Raw genomic sequence first — 17,976 nt, 5'->3', positions numbered from 1 at the left:
GGATTCGGGCCCGGCGGGGATAGACTCAGGGCACTTACGAATGGGGAGAGAACATGTCAACGGAGATCGTTCAAACCGAGCAAGCTGACACGTCCGTGCAGCCGGTCAACCGGCAAGCCATTGTGGCCGCCGCCATGGCGGCGCTTGCCCTTGTGGGGCTGTTCTTCGCGGGCATGGCGGTCATCGCAGTCTTCGTCGTGGGGGCCGGCCATGTGGCCTTGAACCAGATACAACAACGCGGTGAACGGGGACGCGCCTTCGCCATCGGAGCCTTGGTTGTCGGCTACGGCATCGGTCTCCTTTCCTTGGGCTCAGCGCTGATCTTCGCTGTTACTTCCGCAACCCAGTAGGGGGCAGCTCACGTTCCATCCCTCGTCACGATCCCGGTGATTGTGCCTCCTAATTGGGAGACGCAAACACGACGACGAGGAAATCAATGGCTGCGCAATTCTGCGATAACGATGACTGCCTGGACAGCTGGCACTGGACGGACTTGGCGGACACGCCCGAAGGCTGCCGGGAGGCTGGGAACGAGAAGAACGGTGAAGGGGTTGTCGGGTCATTCTTCGCGGCGTAGGCTCCTTCGGGCCAGCACCGGATCGAGGAGTCGCTCATGGGACAGCTGATCGTCCAGGATTTTGTTACCGCCGATGGATTCGCCGCAGATACCAACAACGAGTTCAAAGCGTACGAATTGCTGGAAGGCGGAACGGCCGAGTTTGACCGTGCCCAACTCGAATGGCTCGGCAGCGTGGAAGCCATGGTTTTGGGGGCCAATACTTACAGGTATTTCGTTGAATACTGGCCCACACCCGCCTCCGAGGGCGAGGTCATCGCTCCCGCACTCAACGGTCTCCGCCGCCACGTGTTTTCACGCCACCTGAAGGAAGCCCCCTGGGGCGACTTCCCGCCGTCGAGCATTGAATCCGGCGACGCGATCGAGGCGATCCGTCGCATCAAAGGGGAGTCCGCAAAGGACATCGTCCTCTGGGGGAGCCTGTCGCTCGGAGAGACGTTCTTCGCTGCCGGAGAAGTGGACGCCGTCCGGCTGGTAGTGATGCCGGTGGGCCAAGGGTCAGGCAGGGGCGTGTTCCCGGCGGGACATGACCCTGCCCTGTTGAAGCTCGTGGACGTGAACAGCTATGACCAAGGCTTAGTGGAGCTGAACTACTCCGTCCGGAAACGGTGATGCGTTCCTAAGTAAGCAGCGCCGGATCAATGAAATCCTCGCGCGGGTCCATCGTGGCACCAGGGTCTTTTGAGCGTGAAAGTGCGGGCAGGCCCACTGCGACAGAATGAGGCGGAACGTCCCGAACGACTACGGCGTTAGCACCGATTGCAGAGTGCTCACCCACGGCGACGGGGCCCAGTACTTGAGCTCCGGAGCCGAGCATGACGTGATTGCCGATGGTGGGATGCCGCTTCATTTTAGTGAGTGCCCGGCCGCCCAATGTGACGCCTTGGTACATGAGGACGTCGTCCCCTACTTCGGCCGTTTCCCCCACGACGATCCCCGTTCCATGGTCGATGAAAAGCCGCCGCCCAATCGTGGCCCCGGGGTGAATTGATATTCCGGTCAGTGCCTTCGTAGCTTGGGAAATCAATCGAGCCGGACCGCGCAGGTGCGGTTTTTGCCACATCGCGTGGGCCAGTCGATGGCTCCAAAGGGCGTGAACCCCTGAGTAGACAAGTGCTACCTCGAAGAGGCTTGTCGCCGCCGGGTCCTGGTTCTTGGCGGCGTGGAGATCTTCTTTGAGGAGCTTCAGGATACTCATGAAACGTATACAGCCAGCGCCGCGTCAAAGAACGCGCGCTCCAGCCGCACTGCCGCCGCGAAGGTGGCGGCAACCTGCTCACGTTCTGCGGCGTCACCAGGCTCGACGGCGTCAAATTCGTTGCGTAGCCATGTCACCCACGCGTTGTACTCGGGGTTGTTGTGGAGGCGGATCCACTCGGCATGCTTAGCTTGAGCCGGCCAACTGACGGGGTCGCCTGCGCGGGCTGCCCAGTCTCCGTACAGCCATTCAGCAACCAACAGCACGGCCAGGACCTCCGGGTAGGAACGGGTGGCGAGGGCGCTCCGCATAAGGTTGTCGAAGTCGCGGGTGGCAGCTCCGAGTGCTGGGGCGGTTCGATCCGCCTCCGGAACATCGAGTTCATTGAAGCAATCCTGGAAGTACGTATTTTCGTCCGAAGCGAAAGCCCCGAGGACACCAGCGAACACCAGCCGGGAGCGCAGTGTCGGTGCCGATGCCACCGCCTGGCCCAGAAGAGCTGTGAAGGCGTCACAGAACTGATAATCCTGCACGAGGTAGCGGCGCAGGTGCTCATCGGAGAGGGACCCGTCCAAGAGTTGCTCCACGAACGGATGGTTGACGGCGGCGTCCCAGTCCTCGGTGTACTGGTTCCTGAGTTCATTGGCAAAGCCCACGGTGTTCCTCCTGAAGTGTCAGCATCGGAGCCTAGCAGCGTGCCGCACCATATCGTCGGGCGTTACGCTATGGTGCAGCTTCCCGCGCCAGCGTAGGCTCGGGCCATGACGGAACCCCGCACGATCGTGGTTGGCTATGACGGATCCGAAGAAGCGAAGCGTGCCGTCCAGTGGGCCGCCCGGCACGCTGTCCTGCGGGACTGTTCCCTCCACGTTGTGCACTGTTCCCTGTGGGTCCTGCTGTCACACAACAGGGGTCCCGTCCCCGGTGTTGCTGATAGCGGCCTGGAACGGGCTGCCCAAAAGGTGCTCGAAGAGGGTATGGAGCTCGTCAAGGAAACCGTCCCCGACCTCGAGGTCCACACAACCCTGCTGCACGGAATGCCCCGTGATCACTTGGCCCGGGTTTCTGTTGATGCTGAGATGTTGGTGCTCGGAAGCCGGGGCCTTGGCGGGTTCATGGGGTTACTGGTGGGTTCCGTGAGCCTTGAGATGGCCGCAACCGCAGAGTGCCCGGTGGCAGTAATCCGCGCAGATGACCGTCCCGATGGTCCAGTGCTGCTTGCCGTGGACGACGCGGGGTCACCGGCAGCACTCGAAGACGCCTGCCATTTCGCTGTGGCAACGGGTGCCGAGCTCAAGATTGTTCACGTGCTGCACGAACCCGCCGGCTATCGCCGGTTGCGTGAGCCGGTGGAGGCGTACCCGGAAGCTGAAGCTCTGCTTGATTCCGTGCTGAGCCAAGCCCGCCACAAAGCGCCCGGGATCGCCGTGTCAGGAGAGTTGCTGGTGGACGCTTCGTTCTCCAAGGCAATCGTCAAAGCTTCGCAGGGTGCTCGCATCACGGTGGTGGGGACCAAAGGGCATGGACTCATCAAGGGAACCATAGGCTCCACGGCACACGCCGTCCTACACCATGCCCACAGTCCCGTGCTGGTTTCCCGTCGCAAGGCCACATCCGGGGGCATATAGGGCCGGGCTTCCAAGCCAGTAAAGAGCCGTCATTTCGGAGGCCCTCGCAGGGACTCCCTCCAATGACGGCCCGGACTTATTGTGGAAAGCATGGACAATCGGGCGGAAGTACGCGAATTTCTCATCTCCCGGCGTGCCCACGTGGCCCCGGAGCAGGTTGGGTTGCCCACAGGATCCAACCGGCGGGTCAAGGGATTGCGTCGCAGCGAAGTGGCCACCCTTGCGGGGTTGAGCGTGGAGTATTACACCCGCTTGGAACGCGGTGCCATTAGCGGCGCTTCCCCACAGGTCCTTGAGAGCATCGCCCGGGCGTTGAACCTGGATGACGCTGAGCGGGCACATCTGTTCGACCTCGCCCACGCCGCCAGTCCCGTTGCCCGACCCCCGCGGCGCCGCAACTCGAAATCCTATGTGCCCCACGAGAGCCTCCAGTGGGCGTTGGATGCTGTGACAGCAGGACCCGCGTTTGTCCGGAATGGCCGGATGGACCTGCTGGCCGTGAACCCCTTGGCGCGGGCGTTCTACAAGGACTGCTATGACATGCCGGGCCAGGCGCCCAACATTGCCAGGTTCACGTTCCTGGACCAACGTGCTTATGAGTTCTACCCGGACTGGGACGCCTTTGCGGAGGTCACTGTTTCCATTCTCCGCACGGAGGCCGGACGCGACCCGCACAACAAAGAACTGCATGATCTCGTTGGTGAACTCAGCACCCGCAGCGAAGAGTTCCGCATCCGTTGGGGAGCGCATAACGTCCGACACCACGGCACAGGGTTCAAAACGTTCAATCATCCGATCGTGGGCGAAATGACACTCGCATTCGAGGGCTTGGAAATGGCCGCAGAACCCGGCTTGACCCTGACCATCTACGCAGCGGAACCCGGGTCGCCGTCGGCCGAGCGCCTCCAGCTGCTGGCATCCTGGGCGGCAAGCGAATACGGACAAGGCGTCCAGCCGACGTCGGAAAAGACACGAACGGACAGCTGACGACGTCGGTGCTGTCGCGGACTCTGCCGGCTACGGACTCAGCGCAGCAGCTCCACACGCGTTGCGTGGCCCGCAAAACGGGCAAGTTCCTCGTTACTTGCTTCGTAGCGGCCCAAATGAATGGTCTGGTCCGAGAAACCGATCCCCGAAGTGTTGTAGTAGAAACCTAGGTTTCCCCAGGGGACGAAGTAGATCAGGTCGCCGTCCTCGGGGTCGGACCCGGGAGACCCTTCATAGTGGAGGGGCCTGGGCAGGTCCGCGATTTTCTCCCGGCCGGCGAACTCTTCCATGGTGAGGGTGAGCGGCAGCATGCTGAGGAAGTCCCGGGTGGCAGGATTGTCCTCCCCAATGGTGACGTCCAGTGATGCTGAACCGGTGCTGAAGCGGACCACGGTACCTACCACGCTGCCGGCGTCGGAGCTGGATGTCTCGCTGGCCGAACTTGATGTTGCCTTCACTGCGGGAGATGGGCTGCAGCCGATTAGCGAAATCGCCAGCAGCAGTATTCCGGCGATGCGGTGCTTCATGCCAAGGCACCTTCCTTCCGGTCTTTGAGCATCAGCACCGTGAGCGGCACGAAGTAGAGCGCGGCGATGCCCGTTCCAACCAGCACCGGACCGGTGGCTCCAAGCACGGACTCCAAGGCGTAACCGGCGATCCACGATCCCACGGCCGTGCCGAGGTTGAACGCTGAGGTGCTGAGTGCCGAAGCAAGGGTGGGTGCCTGCCCGGCGTAACCAACGGCTTTGCCGATCAGGATCGGATTGGTGGCCATGCCGAAGAATCCCAGCAGGAAGATCAGAACCACTGTCACCACGGCGTAGTGGGAGAACAAAGAAAGAGCGCCCAGCACCAGGAACGTCATACCTGCCGAGATGAACAGCGCCGGATAGGGGCGGTATGCACCGAAGCGACCTCCAAGATTGGAGCCGATGAACGCCCCGACACCGTACGCCACCAGAACCAACGGCACTACGGAAGCGGCCAGCCCCGTGTTCTCCGTAAGTAGCGGTGAGATGAAGCTGTAGGCAGCCAAGGACGATCCGCACACGATCGCGCAGCCGGCCAGAACAAGCCAAACCCTCGCGTCACGCATGCTGGCAAGCTCTGCCCGCACGGATGGAATGGGCCCGGATTCCGGACCGGCCGGGACCAGCCGGTACACCACAACAGCCGCCGCCAGCGCGAGAACAGCCAAAGCCCAGAAAGGGCCACGCCAGCCAATCACCTGGCCCGCGAAGGCGCCAAGGGGTACACCAACCACATTGGCGAGCATGCCACCGCCCAACACAACGCCCAGCGCCCGGGAGGCTGAAGCCGCACCCGCGGCCTTTGCACCCACGACGGCGGCTACCGCCCAGAAAGCGCCCGTCGCCAGTGCTGTTATGAAACGGGCCACCAGGATCAGCGTGAAGTCGGAAGTAAGGGCAACTACGACATGGCCCACAGCGAAGACCACCAGTGCGAGACTCAGCGTCAGACGTCGCGGCAGCTTGAGAGTCAGGATGGCCATGGTGGGTGTTCCCACAATCATGCCCATGGCAAAGACCGTGATCATGAGGCCGGCACTTGCCACGGACACCCCAAGATCGACCGCAATCTCGGGCAAAATGCCCGCAACGATGAACTCGGTAGTCCCCATGAGGAACACGCCGGCCGCCAGGACATAGGTCACCAGGGGCAAACGCCGGGTCTTGGTGGTGGAAATGGTTGTGGTCATGCATCCACATCATCACGTCCGTCGCCGGAGAGGGAGTCCCGCTTGAGGGAGGTCCTCCGAAGGACTCCCTCGCTTAGCTAAAAGCCATTGGGCTCCCCTGCGATCACTGACGTTATATTGTCGGTGCCTGCTGCCAGAGTTAGGGCATGGAGCGAATTGGGGAGAGGCAAGCGAAGACAGCGGTGTCCGCTGCGCCTCTTCATGCCAGTTCCCGAGGCGTGTCTCAGCCCGGCGCGGTTGAGGCCAACACTGTCAGCGCTGACCTGGTCGAGCAGTTGCGGGTGTTGGAGGAGATGAAGTCGGCCATTACCGCTTTGCAGGCGCGGGTTGCTGTGGCGTTTGATCTTGCCCAGCGTGCCGAGCAGGCCGAGGCCGGTGTTCCTGTCTCGGAACGTGGAAGTGGCGTGGGTGCTCAGGTGGCGTTGGCGCGGCGGGAGTCACCGAACCGCGGGTCACGGTTGCTGGGTTTGGCGAAGGCCCTTGTGCTGGAGATGCCGCGGACGTTGGCGGCTTTGAAGTCGGGGCAGTTGAACGAGTGGCGGGCGACGCTTTTGGTGAAGGAGACGGCGTGCTTGTCTGTTGAGGACCGGTCCGCGGTGGATGAGGAGCTCGCCCCCGATACCGGGACTTTTGACGGGAAGGGCGACAAGGCGATCGTTGCGGCGGCGAAAGCGGCCGCCTACCGCCGGGATCCGCGGTCGGTGGCCGGGCGTGCCAGCCGCGCCGCCGCCGAGCGGACGGTGAGCCTGCGGCCTGCTCCTGATACCATGACTTACCTGACCGCGTTGTTGCCGGTCGCGCAAGGGGTGGCTGTCTACGCGGCCCTGACCCGGGCTGCTGATTCGGCCCGTTCCAGCGGTGATGCAGAGACTGTGGGGGATGCAGGGTCTGTCGGGGTTGTCCGGTCCCGCGGCCAGGTCATGGCCGACACTTTGGTCGAGCGCGTCACCGGCACGCCCGGCGGGATCAGCGGTGTGGATCTTCAGCTCGTCATGACCGACCGGACCCTCTTCCAGGGTGACAGCGAACCGGCCCGGCTAAAGGGCTACGGAATCGTCCCCGCCGAATGGGGCAGAACCCTTGTTAGTGAGGAGCAAGCACCCCAGGACCAGGAGCTAACTGTCTGGCTTCGCCGGCTCTACACCGCGCCGGCCAGTGGCGAGCTCCTGGCCATGGACTCCAAAGCCCGGCTCTTCCCGACAAGGCTCCGGCGTTTCATCGAAACCCGCGACGACACCTGCCGGACGCCGTACTGCGATGCGCCCATCCGGCACATCGACCACGTGCTTCCGTGGCGCTCGGGAGGAAAGACAAGCCTCGCGAACGGCGCCGGTCTGTGCGAAGCCTGCAACCACACCAAGGAAAACCCCGGCTGGACGGCCCGAACCGTACGCCCCGACGTGCACGGGGGTACGCACACCCTGGAAATCAGCACCCCCACCGGGCACAGCTATCAATCGAAAGCCCCACCCCTGCCCGGGCACCGGCCCTCCAGAACGTGAGTTACTCCTCGGTGAAATCCCCGGCGTCCCTGCGGAAGCTGCCCAGCACGCGGATGAGGTGATCTACGTCGTCGGGCCCGAAGCCTGACTTGCCGAAAACCTCTGCGTTGAGGGCCGCCGTCGCTTTCTTGGCGAGGGTGCGTCCCTCGGCGGTGAGCTCGATGAGCGTAGTGCGGCCGTCCGTAGGGTGCGGGGAACGCGTCACCAGGGCGGCCTTTTCCAAGCGGTCGACGGCGTTGGTCACCGAAGTGGGATGCACCTGCAGGAGCGCGCTGGCTTTGTTCATGGGCAGCGCGCCGCTGCGGGCGAAACTCAGCAGGGCCAGCAGCTCGTAGCGCGCGAACGTCAGCCCAAAGGGTTTGAGCACCGTTTCAATGCGCGCGAGGAGGATCTGTTGCGTGCGCATAATCGCGGTGATGGCGGCCATGGGCGCGGCGACATCGCCCCAGCCATGCCGTTCCCAGTTTCGCTGGGCGTCGGCGATGGGGTCGCGGGGGAGTGGCGTGCCCATGGGCCTCCTAAGGTTGATCGGTTGGCTAGTCTTTCAGATTCGGGAACTCTTCCTCGGTGTATTCGACGCCCAAACCTGCCGGCAGGGGACCATCGCCGTGCCGGGCGACCTCGGTGCCGCGCAATTCCACCCGTCGGATTTTGCCGGATATCGTCTTGGGCAGCTCGCCGAATTCGAGCCGCCGGATGCGCTTGAACGGTGCCAGGTGCTCGCGGCAATACTTGAGGATGTCCTCGGCGACTGCCGGCCCGGGTTCGTAGCCGGCGGCCAGCACCACAAACGCTTTGGGCACCGACAGCTTCACTGCATCAGGCGAAGGTACGACGGCGGCCTCCGCCACTGCGGGGTGTTCGATTAGAACGCTTTCCAGTTCGAAGGGCGACAAACGGTAATCGGAGGATTTGAAGACGTCGTCGTCCCGGCCGACATAGGTGATGACGCCGTCGGCATCCCGACTCGCCATGTCGCCGGTGTGATAGTAGCCATTCCGGAAGGCTTCGGCCGTTTTCGCTTCGTCACCGAAGTAACCCTTCATGAGCCCCACCGGCCGGGGATCCAAGCGCAAGCAGAGTTCGCCGTCGTCGGCCTCCTGTCCGGTGACCGGGTCAACAAGGACCACATCGTACCCGGGCAGGGGCCGACCCATGGAGCCGATCTTCACCGGCTGGGCCGGCGTGTTGGCGATCTGGACTGTGGACTCGGTCTGTCCGAAGCCGTCGCGGATAGTGACTCCCCAAGCTTCCTCCACTTGGCCGATAACCTCGGCGTTGAGTGGTTCGCCGGCAGATACGACCTTGCGTGGCGGGGTGGAAAGTTGCGTGAGGTCGGCCTGGATGAGCATGCGCCACACGGTGGGTGGTGCGCAGAAACTCGTAACGCCTTCGCGGCCCATCTGGTCCATGAGGGCAGCGGCGTCGAAGCGCTGGTAGTTGTAGATGAAGACGCAGGCCTCGGCAATCCACGGCGTGAAGACGTTGGACCACGCGTGCTTGGCCCAGCCGGGGGAAGCGACGTTGAGGTGGACGTCGCCAGGTTCCAGGCCGATCCAGTACATCGTGGACAGGTGGCCCACGGGATATGAGGTGTGGGTGTGCTCCACCAGTTTGGCCCGTGACGTGGTGCCGGAGGTGAAGTAGAGCAGGAGAGTCTCGTCCGCGCGAGTGGGGGCGTCGGGCGTGAAATCCGTGCCGGCGTCGTACGAGTCCGCGTACTGTTTTGCGTCCGCGTTGGTGGGTTCCGCACCGATCTCTATCAGCGTGTACTCGCCCTCCACTGCGGCGAACTTGCTGATGTTGGCGCTGCCGACGGCAACCCAAGTGGCCCCGCCGCGTTCCACACGGTCCTGGAGATCGCGGGCGCCCATGAGAGTGGTGGTGGGGATCATGACGATGCCCAGTTTGATGCCGGCCAGCATGAGTTCCCACAGCTCAACCTGGTTGCCGAGCATGATGATCATGTGGTCGCCGCGCTGCACGCCTTGGTCCCGCAACCAGTTGGCGAGCTGGGAGGACCTCCGGGAGAGGTCCTTGAATGTGCGGCGCGTGGAGCTGCCGTCCTGTTCCACGATGACCAACGCAGGCCTGCTGCCCCTGGCCTCGTCCGCGGCGATCTGGTCGAACCAATCGAGGGCGAAATTGAACTCCTCGAAGCGGGGCCACTGAAATTCGGCATGCGCCTGCTTGTAGTCCTCGCGCAGCTCCAGCAGCCGGTCGCGGGCCGCACGGAAGTCTTCTGTGACTGTCATAGTCCGCCTTTCGCTTTCGGGTTGCCCTGGCACCTTTGCCGGAACAACCCGCCTAGTGATACACATCACCTTGCAATATACTAGGACATCCAAGGGTTTGGAAGAGCCCATGCGGGACATGACGAAGGGGTCTAATGCTCGACGAAAAAGCTGCCGGCACTGTTACCAGTGGTGCGGCATCAGAACGCGTCCGGCCTCCTTATCCGGAGGCGGACTTGATGCACGTCATTGATTTGCTCCCACCGGAGGAGCGCGCGCGGTACCTCGAAATCAGGGAGTTCCTGCAGACGCGGATCAGGGCTGCGAGTATCGACTACTGGAACCGTGAGGAGTTTCCGTTCGGGCTGCTGGCTGACATGGCCAAGTTCGGCTTGGGAGGACTACAAACGGACGGCTCGTCCAAGCTGTTCAAGGGGCTCATGTATACCGAGATTGCCCGGGCGGATGTGTCCCTTTCAGCGCTGGTGGGCATCCATAATGAGCTCATCGTCGGCATGATTGACGAGCTCGGTTCCCCTGAGCAGAAGCGCAAGTGGCTGCCTGGGCTGGAGGCTTTTACCCAGCTGGGTGCCTTCGCGCTGACGGAACCGGACCACGGATCGGACATCGCCGGAGGACTCTCGACGACGGCGCGGCGCGACGGCGGCGAATGGGTTATCAACGGTGCCAAGCGCTGGATCGGGGCCGGCACGATTGCCGACTTTGCTCTCGTTTGGGCTCGCGACGAGGCTGATGGACACATCAAGGGCTTCATCGTCGAGACGGACCGACCCGGGTACTCCGCCACCAAGATCTCCAACAAGATCGGCCTGCGCATCATGCAGAATGCGGACATCGTGTTGGACGAGGTGCGTATTCCTTTGGAAAACCTCTTGCCGGGTGCCACGGAGTTTTCCCGCGCTAATGATCTCCTGCGTGACTCCAGGGCCTGGGTAGGCTGGCAAGCTGCGGGAATTCAGTTGGCTGCCTTTGATATTGCCCGTTCATACGCTTTGGAGCGCCGGCAGTTCGGCAAAGAGTTGGCGCGCTTCCAGTTGGTGCAGCAGCAGCTCGCCGACATTCTGGGCAACGCCAACGCTTCGCTGTCCATGATGGTTGAGCTCGCGCGGATCCAGCAGGCCGGGAAACTCGAAATGGTGCAGGCTGCCATGTGCAAGGCCACCACCACGCGACTGGCCCGTTCATCCGTGGCGATGGGCAGGTCCCTTTTGGGCGGGAACGGGATTACCACGGATTACGAGATGGCCAAGCTCTTCGGCGACGCTGAGATCCTGTACACGTATGAGGGCAGCTATGAGATTAATTCGATGATCGTGGCCCGAGCGGTGACGGGGAAGTCGGCGTTCGTCTGAGAACGCAGGCTTGTTTGAGAATGCGACGAGCATCCCTTCGCCGGTTGAAAGCCGGGCGAAGGGATGCTCGTCGGGTGCGGCTAGGTGTTTTGGGCTACCACCAAGGCAGGGTCCGGAGGGGTGGCGGCAGCATGTTCCGCCAGGACTCCCGTACGGTGCCTGATGCGGAGGCGGTAGAGGAGTGTTCCGCCGATCACTACTGCCGCAACGAAGATGACGCCGCCCCATTGCAGGTACCACTCGAAGGGCGGTACCGAGTTGTAAATCTCCGGCCGCGGCCACACAAGGTTCAGCGTCATGGCACCGCCCCAAAGCACCGCCAGAATGTTCACGGGCAGTCCCCACTTGCCGAGGCTGAACCCCGGTTCCGATTCGTCGTCCTGCAGGGGCCACTTCTTCAGGAACCGTCGCCGCAGCATTGGCACCGTAACCAGCAGGTAAGACAGGTAGATCAGGACGATGCTGATGCTGGAGAGAATGGTGAAGATGGCGGGCTGGGAGATGTTGACGATCAGCGGAATCACCGCCACTACACCGATGACGATGGCAGCCACTGTGGGGGTTTTCCGGGTGGGGTGCACTTTGCTGAGCTGACGGCTGAAGGGGAGGTTGTTGTCCCTGGCCATGGCAAACATCATCCGGATAGCTGCTGCATGGACGGCCAGCGTACAGACGACCACAGCTACTACGATGCATGCCAGGAAGGCCTTGCCGAAGGGGCCGCCCAGCACGGAAAGCACGATGTACTGCAGTCCGCCATCGGCCGCTCCGAGCTTGGGATCGGAAAGATCGGGCGCGGCCAGGATTCCGCCCAGGAGGAGTAACCCACCCAAGAGGAAGGACGCTGTAACGGCGCGCAGGATCGCTCTGGGAGCCGTGCGCTTGGGGTCCTTGGTTTCCTCACCCAAGGAACTGGCGGTGTCGAATCCGTACATGACGTATCCGGATGCCATGGCGGCAATGATGAACACCCCGAAGAAGCCCAAGGGATGTTCTTCGCCGAATCCAGCGGTCTCCAGGAGGACTTCCGGTCCCCGCACGGAGTGCCAGATGAGAGCCGCAATGAGCAGGACGGCCGCAACCAGTTCCACGAACACGCCTACGCTGTTGATCATGGTCATGAGCTTCACGCCGAACGCGTTGATGAGTGTGGAAATGCCGATCATGATGCTGGCCAGGATGACCCCGTTGACCGCAAAGTCGTAAGGACCTGTTCCATCGCCTACCAGTTGGAAACCGCTCCAGATCTGCGGCAAGGTGATTTGGAGGGCCAAGGCCACGGACCCAAGAGCCATGATGGACGAAAGCAGCAGCAACCAGCCGGCCAGCCAGGCCCACGTTCCGGTCGAGAGCCTTTTTGCCCAGTTGTAGACCGATCCGGCCACCGGATAGCGTCCGGCCAGTTCCGCAAAGCATAGAGCGACCATTAGCTGGCCGACGAAGACGATGGGCCATGACCAGGCGTAGGCGGGTCCCGCCGTCGAAAATCCGAAGTAAAACAGTTGAAAAACGCCGGTGAGGATGGAGATGTAGCTGACGCCGGCGGCGAAGCTGGCAAACTTACCGATGCTGCGGTCGAGTGTTTGGGCATAACCAAACTCGTCCATACCGCTTGCGTCGCTCTTGCAGGGTCCTATTTTGCTGGGTTCAGACATGTGAACTCCTAGTTCAGACGTGCACGAATGGTGATAGCCTGCGGCCGCCATTGGACGCAGTCGATATCGAAGGCCGGGCACCACGGTGTGCCTCCGGCTGTTTCCCCCATTGTTATTGCGTGGTCTAAAGCAACTCGCCTGTTCAGGCGAGAGACAAGCTGAAGTCGGCCTCCGCCGTCGTTGTTTCCTCCGTCCCCCCGGCCCTGATGAGGTCGGTCTTGATGAGATCGGCACAGCGCTCACCGATCATCATTACGGTGATGTTGGGGTTCACGGTGACATGTTCCGGCATGACGGAAGCGTCGGCCACTCGCAGGCCAGTAACTCCCTTGACCCGCAGTTCGGGGTCCAGTGGTGACATGTCGTCGTCCACTGGTCCCATGCGGACAGTGCCGACGGGGTGGTAGACGGTGTTGTGCGTTTTGCGAATGTAATCCTGCAGTTCCTCGTCGGTCTGCGCCTCGATGCCAGGGGAGAGCTCCCGCCCGGTCCACTCGGCCATGGCGGGCTGCGCGGCGATTTCCCGGGCCTTGCGGATACCGGCCACCATGACTCGCATGTCGTGCCCGTCCGGATCGGTGAAGTAGCGGGGGTCCACCATGGGCTTGTCGCGGAAGTCCCTGCTGCGAAGCCGAACGGTCCCGCGGGAACGGGCGTGGGTGACGTTGGGAGTAAGGCTGAAACCGTTCTCCGTGGTGGGGTAGCCGTGCCGCAGGGTGTTCATGTCGAAGGGCACGGAGCCGTAATGCATCATCAGGTCCGGTCGGTCCAAACCCTCTTCGGTTGGGGTGAAGATGCCAATCTCCCACCACTGGGTGGAAGTCTGCACCATGGGCTGTTTGGCCTCGAACTGCACCACGCCTTCCGGATGGTCCTGCAGGTTCTCACCAACGCCGGGGGAATCCACGAGGACCTCGATGCCATGCGCCGCCAGATGTGCAGCCGGGCCAATGCCGGAAAGCATGAGGAGCTTGGGGGAGTCGATGGCACCAGTGGACAGGATAACCTCGCGATGCGCTGAGAGCCTGTGCGTCCGGCCGAAGGCCGAGTCCACCACGTCGACGCCGGTGCAGCGCTTGTCCGCGTCGAACACCAGTTGGCGGGCCCGCAGGCCGGTCAGCAGCGTGAAGTTATCGCGATCCACGATGGGGTGGATGTAGGAGACCGAACTGGAAGAACGTGTCCCGTCCGAGCGACGGTTGATCTGGAAGAAATTGGCGCCGTTGATCACCGTGCTGCCGTCATTGAACTTTGCACGCGGGATGCCGGTCTGCTCACAGGCATTGAGGAGCGCGACGCCGGCGGGATCGTTCGGGGGAACGTTCATCAAATGCACTGGACCGTCGTGGCCGTGGTGGGGAGCTTCCGGGCCCGCGTCCTCGTTGCTTTCCAGACGCTGGTACAAGGGCCAGGCGGCAGCAGCGTTCCAGCCGGTGGCGCCATACTTTGACTCCCACTCGTCCAGGTCTTCGCGAGGAGCCCAGAAAGCGATGCAGGAGTTGTGGCTGGAGCATCCACCCATGACCTTGGCGCGGGCGTGGCGCATGAAGGAGTTGCCGTTCTCTTGCGGTTCCACCGGGTAGTCCCAGTCGTACCCTGACTCCAGCAGTTCCATCCAACGGTCAAGCTGGAGAATCTCGGGCAGGCCTCGGTCATCCGGGCCGGCTTCCACCAACGCCACGGTAACTGCAGGGTCCTCGCTCAGCCGGGCGGCGACGGCAGCGCCGGCAGATCCTCCGCCGATGACGACGTAGTCGAACCCGTGCTCACTGAGGTTTTCGATGTTGTCAGTGTGCATCTATTTCTCCTTGCCGTGGTCTGCGAACCAGCCGGTCACCTGAGGGCTGGTGTTCTGGTAGATGTGCTTGGCTTCCTGGTATTCAGCCAGTCCGGTGGGACCGAGCTCACGGCCGACGCCGGACTGCCCGAAGCCGCCCCATTCGGCCTGCGGAAGGTAGGGGTGATAGTCGTTGATCCAGACGGTGCCGTGCCGCAAACGGCCCGCTACCCGCTGAGCCTTGCCGGCATCCTGGGTCCAGACCGCGCCCGCCAGCCCGTAGATGGTGTCGTTGGCGGTGGCTACGGCTTCGTCTTCCGTGCGGAAGGTTTCGACCGTTACTACCGGGCCAAAGGCTTCGTCGACCACAACCGACATTCCGCGTTGGACGCGGTCCAGGATGGTCGGCTGGTAGTAGTAACCGGCGTCGTACTTCTCCCCTTGAGGGGCGGCGCCGCCGCACCGCAACCGCGCACCTTCCGCCACTCCACGCTGGACGTACTCGTGGACTTTGTCGCGGTGTTCGGCGGAGATGAGCGGGCCGGTTTCGGCGGCCTCATCGAACGGGCCACCGAGGCGGATGTCCTGTGCCCTGCGGACCAGCTCGTCCACGAAGCGCTCGGCGATGGATTCCTCCACCACCAGCCGTGCCCCAGCGGAGCAGACCTGCCCTGAATGGACAAACGCGCCGTTCAACGCATTGTCGACGGCGGCGTCGAAGTCAGCGTCAGCAAAAATAACGTTGGGGTTCTTGCCGCCGAGCTCCAGCGCCACCTTCTTGACGGTGGCGGCAGCGGCAGCGGCGATACGCTTGCCCGTCTCCAGGCCGCCGGTGAAGGAGACAAGGTCGACGTCGGGATGTTCCGTCAGCGGTGCGCCCACCTTCCTGCCGGGTCCGGTGACGAGGTTGGCCACGCCGTCCGGCAGGCCAAGGTCCTTGAGCAACTGCATGGCAAGGATTGCGGTGGACGGGGTCAGTTCGGCGGGCTTGAGGACGAAAGTGCAGCCAGCCGCCAGCGCCGGTGCGATCTTCCACGCGGCCTGCAGCAGGGGGTAGTTCCACGGCGTGATCAGGCCGCAGACGCCGACGGGCTCGTAGACGATCTTGCTCACGACGGCGTTGTCCCCTGCATCGACTACCCGGCCCGCGGACTGCCCGGCGAGCCTTCCGAAATATTCGAAGCAGGCAGCGATGTCGTCGATGTCGATGCGGCTTTCGATGATTCGCTTGCCGGTGTCCAACGATTCGGCGCGGGCGAACTTCTCCCGGCGTTCGCGCAGTTCCGCGGCGACCTTGAGCAGGAACGCGCCTCTCTCCGGCGCGGGAACCGAGGACCAAACACCGGAGTCGAAGGCCGCGCGGGCTGCGGCAATGGCGCGCTCGGCGTCCTCGCGACCCGCCTCGGACACCGTGGCGACCAGTTCGCCGTCGGCCGGATTATGGATTGCGCGCACCGCACCGGATGCGGCCGGCTCCCACTTGCCGTTGATGAAGAGAGTGGAGGCGGAATCGGAAAATGTGGCTTGGGTCATACGAAGCAGGCTAGTGCATCTTGAACATCTGTTCAAGGAAAATTATGAACGGATGTTCAAAGTGACTCACCCATCCCAGCTCCCTGCCGCTACGAACCACTGACATGAAAAAGCTCGGACTCCGGACCAAAGGCCCCGAAACCATGGCAGCGCTGGCAGGCGTGGTGTCGGCCGCCGTCGTGCTGGCCGTTGCCGAGCTGATCGGCGCCTTCTTCACTGCCAGGGCAACCCCGGTGTTCGCCTTGGGATCCACGTTCATCGACTTCACGCCATCGTGGCTGAAGGACTTTGCGATCGCCACGTTCGGTACTAATGACAAAGCTGCGCTGTTTGTGGGCATGGGCCTGACGATCGCCGTGCTGGCCTGCGTTCTGGGCGTTGTGGCCTACAAGAAGTGGGCGCTGGGCGTCCTGGGCGTCCTGTTCATGGGCGCTGTGATCGTGGCCGCCGTCCTGACTCGCGCCGGGGTGGGACCCGCCGACGCCATTCCCTCCCTCGTGGGAACCATCGCCGGCCTCATCGTCCTGCGGCGCCTCATCGTGCCGTTGTGGGGGTTGAAAGCGTGGCCGGAAGCTCCCGCTGACATAGCAGCCGACGCCGACGAGCAGGTGGGCGGCGCCGGTACCAGCCGCCGTCGTTTCTTCGCAGCTGCCGGGATCACCGCGGTGGCCGCCGGAATCGCGGCGACCGGTGGTCGACTGCTGGGTGCAGCGCGCAACAATATTGCGCAAGCCCGGGATGCCCTCCGGCTGCCGGCGCCAATCAAAGCTGCACCCCCCGTGCCTGCTGGCGTCCAGTCCCCGGTCCCCGGAGTCTTCCCCTGGCTGACACCGAACAACGAGTTCTACCGCATTGATACGGCCCTGAGCGTCCCGGAAATCAACGTCGACGACTGGGAACTGCGGGTGCATGGAATGGTGGAGGAGGAGCTAACGCTCACCTTCCAGGACCTGCTCGACGCCGATCTGATCGAATCGCACGTCACCCTCACCTGCGTGTCCAACCCGGTGGGCGGGAAGCTCGCCGGAAACGCCAAGTGGCTGGGCATGCCCATCCGCGAAGTCCTCGCGAGGGCCAAGCCGAAGGAAGGCGCGGACATGGTGCTCTCAACATCCATTGACGGCTTCAGCGCCTCCACTCCACTGGAGGTCCTGCAGGATGACCGCGATGCCATGCTGGCCATCGGCATGAATGATGAGCCACTTCCTGTAGAGCACGGATACCCCGTGCGGATGGTGGTTCCGGGGCTGTATGGATTCGTCTCCGCCACCAAGTGGGTAGTGGACCTGGAAGTCACCCGTTTCGCGGACAGCAAGGCCTACTGGACCCAGCGTGGCTGGTCGGAGCGTGGCCCCATCAAGACCATGGCGCGTGTGGACGTACCGGCGTCCTTTGCGCGATTGAAGGCAGGCAAGGTCGCTGTGGGCGGCACCGCATGGGCGCAGACGCGGGGAATCACCAAGGTGGAAGTCCAGATCGACGACGGCGATTGGGTGGAAGCAACGCTTTCGGACGAAGCCTCCACCATCACCTGGCGCCAGTGGTCCTTTGAATGGGATGCCACGCCCGGCATGCACTACGTCAAGGCCCGAGCCACCGACGGCACCGGCGAAACCCAGACCGACCAGCGCGCCGATCCTGTGCCTGACGGAGCCTCGGGCTGGCCTTCGGTGGCGGTGACTGTGGAGTAAGGAAGTGGGACGGGAAACTGTGTAGCGTTTAGGGCACCTTCACCGGGCAGTTTTGCGGGCGGGTCTTACGGGAATCCTGGTTCCGCCGAATGACGCGAATT

At 63.0% G+C, this 17,976-nt stretch carries 17 protein-coding genes; 8 read left to right on the top strand and 9 right to left on the bottom strand.

What is annotated here, in order from left to right:
• The first annotated feature begins 53 nt into the window (after positions 1-53).
• The 3 genes from AC0J5Z_RS21510 (at position 54) to AC0J5Z_RS21500 (ending at position 1,189) form a co-directional block, all read left to right on the top strand.
• Positions 54-350, top strand: coding sequence for a DUF4190 domain-containing protein (locus AC0J5Z_RS21510; RefSeq protein WP_402936812.1), 297 nt, complete (start codon positions 54-56; stop codon positions 348-350).
• 86 nt (positions 351-436) lie between these two features.
• Positions 437-577, top strand: coding sequence for a hypothetical protein (locus AC0J5Z_RS21505; protein WP_475036432.1), 141 nt, complete (start codon positions 437-439; stop codon positions 575-577).
• 36 nt (positions 578-613) lie between these two features.
• Positions 614-1,189, top strand: a complete 576-nt coding sequence (locus AC0J5Z_RS21500) for a dihydrofolate reductase family protein (RefSeq protein WP_475036431.1) — start codon at positions 614-616, stop codon at positions 1,187-1,189.
• Positions 1,190-1,196: 7 nt separating this feature from the next.
• Here AC0J5Z_RS21500 and epsC read toward each other — a convergent pair whose 3' ends face one another.
• The gene (gene epsC, locus AC0J5Z_RS21495) at positions 1,197-1,775 is read right to left on the bottom strand and encodes a serine O-acetyltransferase EpsC (protein ID WP_475036430.1); all 579 of its coding nucleotides are present in this window, start codon (positions 1,773-1,775) and stop codon (positions 1,197-1,199) included.
• Positions 1,772-2,431, bottom strand: coding sequence for a TenA family protein (locus AC0J5Z_RS21490; RefSeq protein ID WP_475036429.1), 660 nt, complete (start codon positions 2,429-2,431; stop codon positions 1,772-1,774). The genes epsC and AC0J5Z_RS21490 overlap by 4 nt, the downstream gene beginning before the upstream one ends.
• Before the next feature lie 105 nt (positions 2,432-2,536).
• Here AC0J5Z_RS21490 and AC0J5Z_RS21485 point away from each other — a divergent pair, with 105 nt between their 5' ends.
• Entirely contained in the window at positions 2,537-3,403 is an 867-nt protein-coding gene (locus AC0J5Z_RS21485; RefSeq protein ID WP_475036428.1) for a universal stress protein, read from the top strand.
• A gap of 90 nt (positions 3,404-3,493) precedes the next feature.
• A complete protein-coding gene (locus tag AC0J5Z_RS21480) occupies positions 3,494-4,390 on the top strand; it encodes a helix-turn-helix transcriptional regulator (RefSeq protein WP_475036427.1) in 897 nt (298 codons plus the stop codon).
• A 38-nt stretch (positions 4,391-4,428) separates the two neighbouring features.
• Here the strand turns inward: AC0J5Z_RS21480 and AC0J5Z_RS21475 are convergent, their stop codons facing one another.
• Positions 4,429-4,917: a cyclophilin-like fold protein gene (locus AC0J5Z_RS21475; protein ID WP_475036426.1), complete on the bottom strand. Its 489-nt coding sequence runs from the start codon at positions 4,915-4,917 to the stop codon at positions 4,429-4,431.
• Entirely contained in the window at positions 4,914-6,110 is a 1,197-nt protein-coding gene (locus AC0J5Z_RS21470) for an MFS transporter (protein ID WP_475036425.1), read from the bottom strand. Before AC0J5Z_RS21470 ends, AC0J5Z_RS21475 begins: the two co-directional genes overlap by 4 nt.
• 146 nt (positions 6,111-6,256) lie before the next feature.
• Between AC0J5Z_RS21470 and AC0J5Z_RS21465 the strand changes: the two genes are divergently transcribed.
• Positions 6,257-7,612, top strand: coding sequence for an HNH endonuclease (locus AC0J5Z_RS21465; protein ID WP_475036424.1), 1,356 nt, complete (start codon positions 6,257-6,259; stop codon positions 7,610-7,612).
• 1 nt (position 7,613) lies between these two features.
• Here AC0J5Z_RS21465 and AC0J5Z_RS21460 read toward each other — a convergent pair whose 3' ends face one another.
• Positions 7,614-8,123 (bottom strand): MarR family winged helix-turn-helix transcriptional regulator, encoded by a 510-nt coding sequence (locus AC0J5Z_RS21460; protein ID WP_475036423.1) that lies wholly within the window; start codon positions 8,121-8,123, stop codon positions 7,614-7,616.
• A gap of 25 nt (positions 8,124-8,148) precedes the next feature.
• Complete coding sequence (locus AC0J5Z_RS21455) at positions 8,149-9,867, bottom strand: AMP-binding protein (RefSeq protein ID WP_475036422.1); 1,719 nt, start codon at positions 9,865-9,867, stop codon at positions 8,149-8,151.
• A 134-nt stretch (positions 9,868-10,001) separates the two neighbouring features.
• On the opposite strand from AC0J5Z_RS21455, the gene AC0J5Z_RS21450 reads away from it, so the two are divergent.
• Positions 10,002-11,219, top strand: coding sequence for an acyl-CoA dehydrogenase family protein (locus tag AC0J5Z_RS21450; RefSeq protein ID WP_475036421.1), 1,218 nt, complete (start codon positions 10,002-10,004; stop codon positions 11,217-11,219).
• 80 nt (positions 11,220-11,299) lie between these two features.
• Here AC0J5Z_RS21450 and AC0J5Z_RS21445 read toward each other — a convergent pair whose 3' ends face one another.
• The 3 genes from AC0J5Z_RS21445 to AC0J5Z_RS21435 all read right to left on the bottom strand — a co-directional run bounded on the left by AC0J5Z_RS21445 (position 11,300) and on the right by AC0J5Z_RS21435 (position 16,184).
• Positions 11,300-12,874, bottom strand: coding sequence for an APC family permease (locus AC0J5Z_RS21445; RefSeq protein WP_475036420.1), 1,575 nt, complete (start codon positions 12,872-12,874; stop codon positions 11,300-11,302).
• Positions 12,875-13,016: 142 nt separating this feature from the next.
• A complete protein-coding gene (locus tag AC0J5Z_RS21440; protein WP_475036419.1) occupies positions 13,017-14,672 on the bottom strand; it encodes a GMC family oxidoreductase in 1,656 nt (551 codons plus the stop codon).
• Positions 14,673-16,184, bottom strand: coding sequence for an aldehyde dehydrogenase family protein (locus AC0J5Z_RS21435; protein WP_475036418.1), 1,512 nt, complete (start codon positions 16,182-16,184; stop codon positions 14,673-14,675). It abuts the gene before it with no gap.
• Positions 16,185-16,288: 104 nt separating this feature from the next.
• Here AC0J5Z_RS21435 and AC0J5Z_RS21430 point away from each other — a divergent pair, with 104 nt between their 5' ends.
• Positions 16,289-17,875, top strand: a complete 1,587-nt coding sequence (locus tag AC0J5Z_RS21430; RefSeq protein WP_475036417.1) for a molybdopterin-dependent oxidoreductase — start codon at positions 16,289-16,291, stop codon at positions 17,873-17,875.
• Positions 17,876-17,976: the final 101 nt, after the last annotated feature.

The organism is Paenarthrobacter sp. TRD_SC_7 (assembly GCF_056156245.1).
The sequence above is the reverse complement of the archived record's forward strand: the minus strand, read 5'-3'. Positions and strand labels throughout refer to the sequence as shown.

What these genes read in the sequence shown, in the direction of transcription:
- AC0J5Z_RS21510 (WP_402936812.1), top strand. Translation starts at nt 54, where the DNA reads ATGTCAACGGAGATCGTTCAAACCGAGCAAGCTGACACGTCCGTGCAG.
- AC0J5Z_RS21505 (WP_475036432.1), top strand. Translation starts at nt 437, where the DNA reads ATGGCTGCGCAATTCTGCGATAACGATGACTGCCTGGACAGCTGGCAC.
- AC0J5Z_RS21500 (WP_475036431.1), top strand. Translation starts at nt 614, where the DNA reads ATGGGACAGCTGATCGTCCAGGATTTTGTTACCGCCGATGGATTCGCC.
- epsC (WP_475036430.1), bottom strand. Translation starts at nt 1,775, where the DNA reads ATGAGTATCCTGAAGCTCCTCAAAGAAGATCTCCACGCCGCCAAGAAC.
- AC0J5Z_RS21485 (WP_475036428.1), top strand. Translation starts at nt 2,537, where the DNA reads ATGACGGAACCCCGCACGATCGTGGTTGGCTATGACGGATCCGAAGAA.
- AC0J5Z_RS21480 (WP_475036427.1), top strand. Translation starts at nt 3,494, where the DNA reads ATGGACAATCGGGCGGAAGTACGCGAATTTCTCATCTCCCGGCGTGCC.
- AC0J5Z_RS21475 (WP_475036426.1), bottom strand. Translation starts at nt 4,917, where the DNA reads ATGAAGCACCGCATCGCCGGAATACTGCTGCTGGCGATTTCGCTAATC.
- AC0J5Z_RS21470 (WP_475036425.1), bottom strand. Translation starts at nt 6,110, where the DNA reads ATGACCACAACCATTTCCACCACCAAGACCCGGCGTTTGCCCCTGGTG.
- AC0J5Z_RS21465 (WP_475036424.1), top strand. Translation starts at nt 6,257, where the DNA reads ATGGAGCGAATTGGGGAGAGGCAAGCGAAGACAGCGGTGTCCGCTGCG.
- AC0J5Z_RS21460 (WP_475036423.1), bottom strand. Translation starts at nt 8,123, where the DNA reads ATGGGCACGCCACTCCCCCGCGACCCCATCGCCGACGCCCAGCGAAAC.
- AC0J5Z_RS21455 (WP_475036422.1), bottom strand. Translation starts at nt 9,867, where the DNA reads ATGACAGTCACAGAAGACTTCCGTGCGGCCCGCGACCGGCTGCTGGAG.
- AC0J5Z_RS21450 (WP_475036421.1), top strand. Translation starts at nt 10,002, where the DNA reads ATGCTCGACGAAAAAGCTGCCGGCACTGTTACCAGTGGTGCGGCATCA.
- AC0J5Z_RS21445 (WP_475036420.1), bottom strand. Translation starts at nt 12,874, where the DNA reads ATGTCTGAACCCAGCAAAATAGGACCCTGCAAGAGCGACGCAAGCGGT.
- AC0J5Z_RS21440 (WP_475036419.1), bottom strand. Translation starts at nt 14,672, where the DNA reads ATGCACACTGACAACATCGAAAACCTCAGTGAGCACGGGTTCGACTAC.
- AC0J5Z_RS21435 (WP_475036418.1), bottom strand. Translation starts at nt 16,184, where the DNA reads ATGACCCAAGCCACATTTTCCGATTCCGCCTCCACTCTCTTCATCAAC.
- AC0J5Z_RS21430 (WP_475036417.1), top strand. Translation starts at nt 16,289, where the DNA reads ATGAAAAAGCTCGGACTCCGGACCAAAGGCCCCGAAACCATGGCAGCG.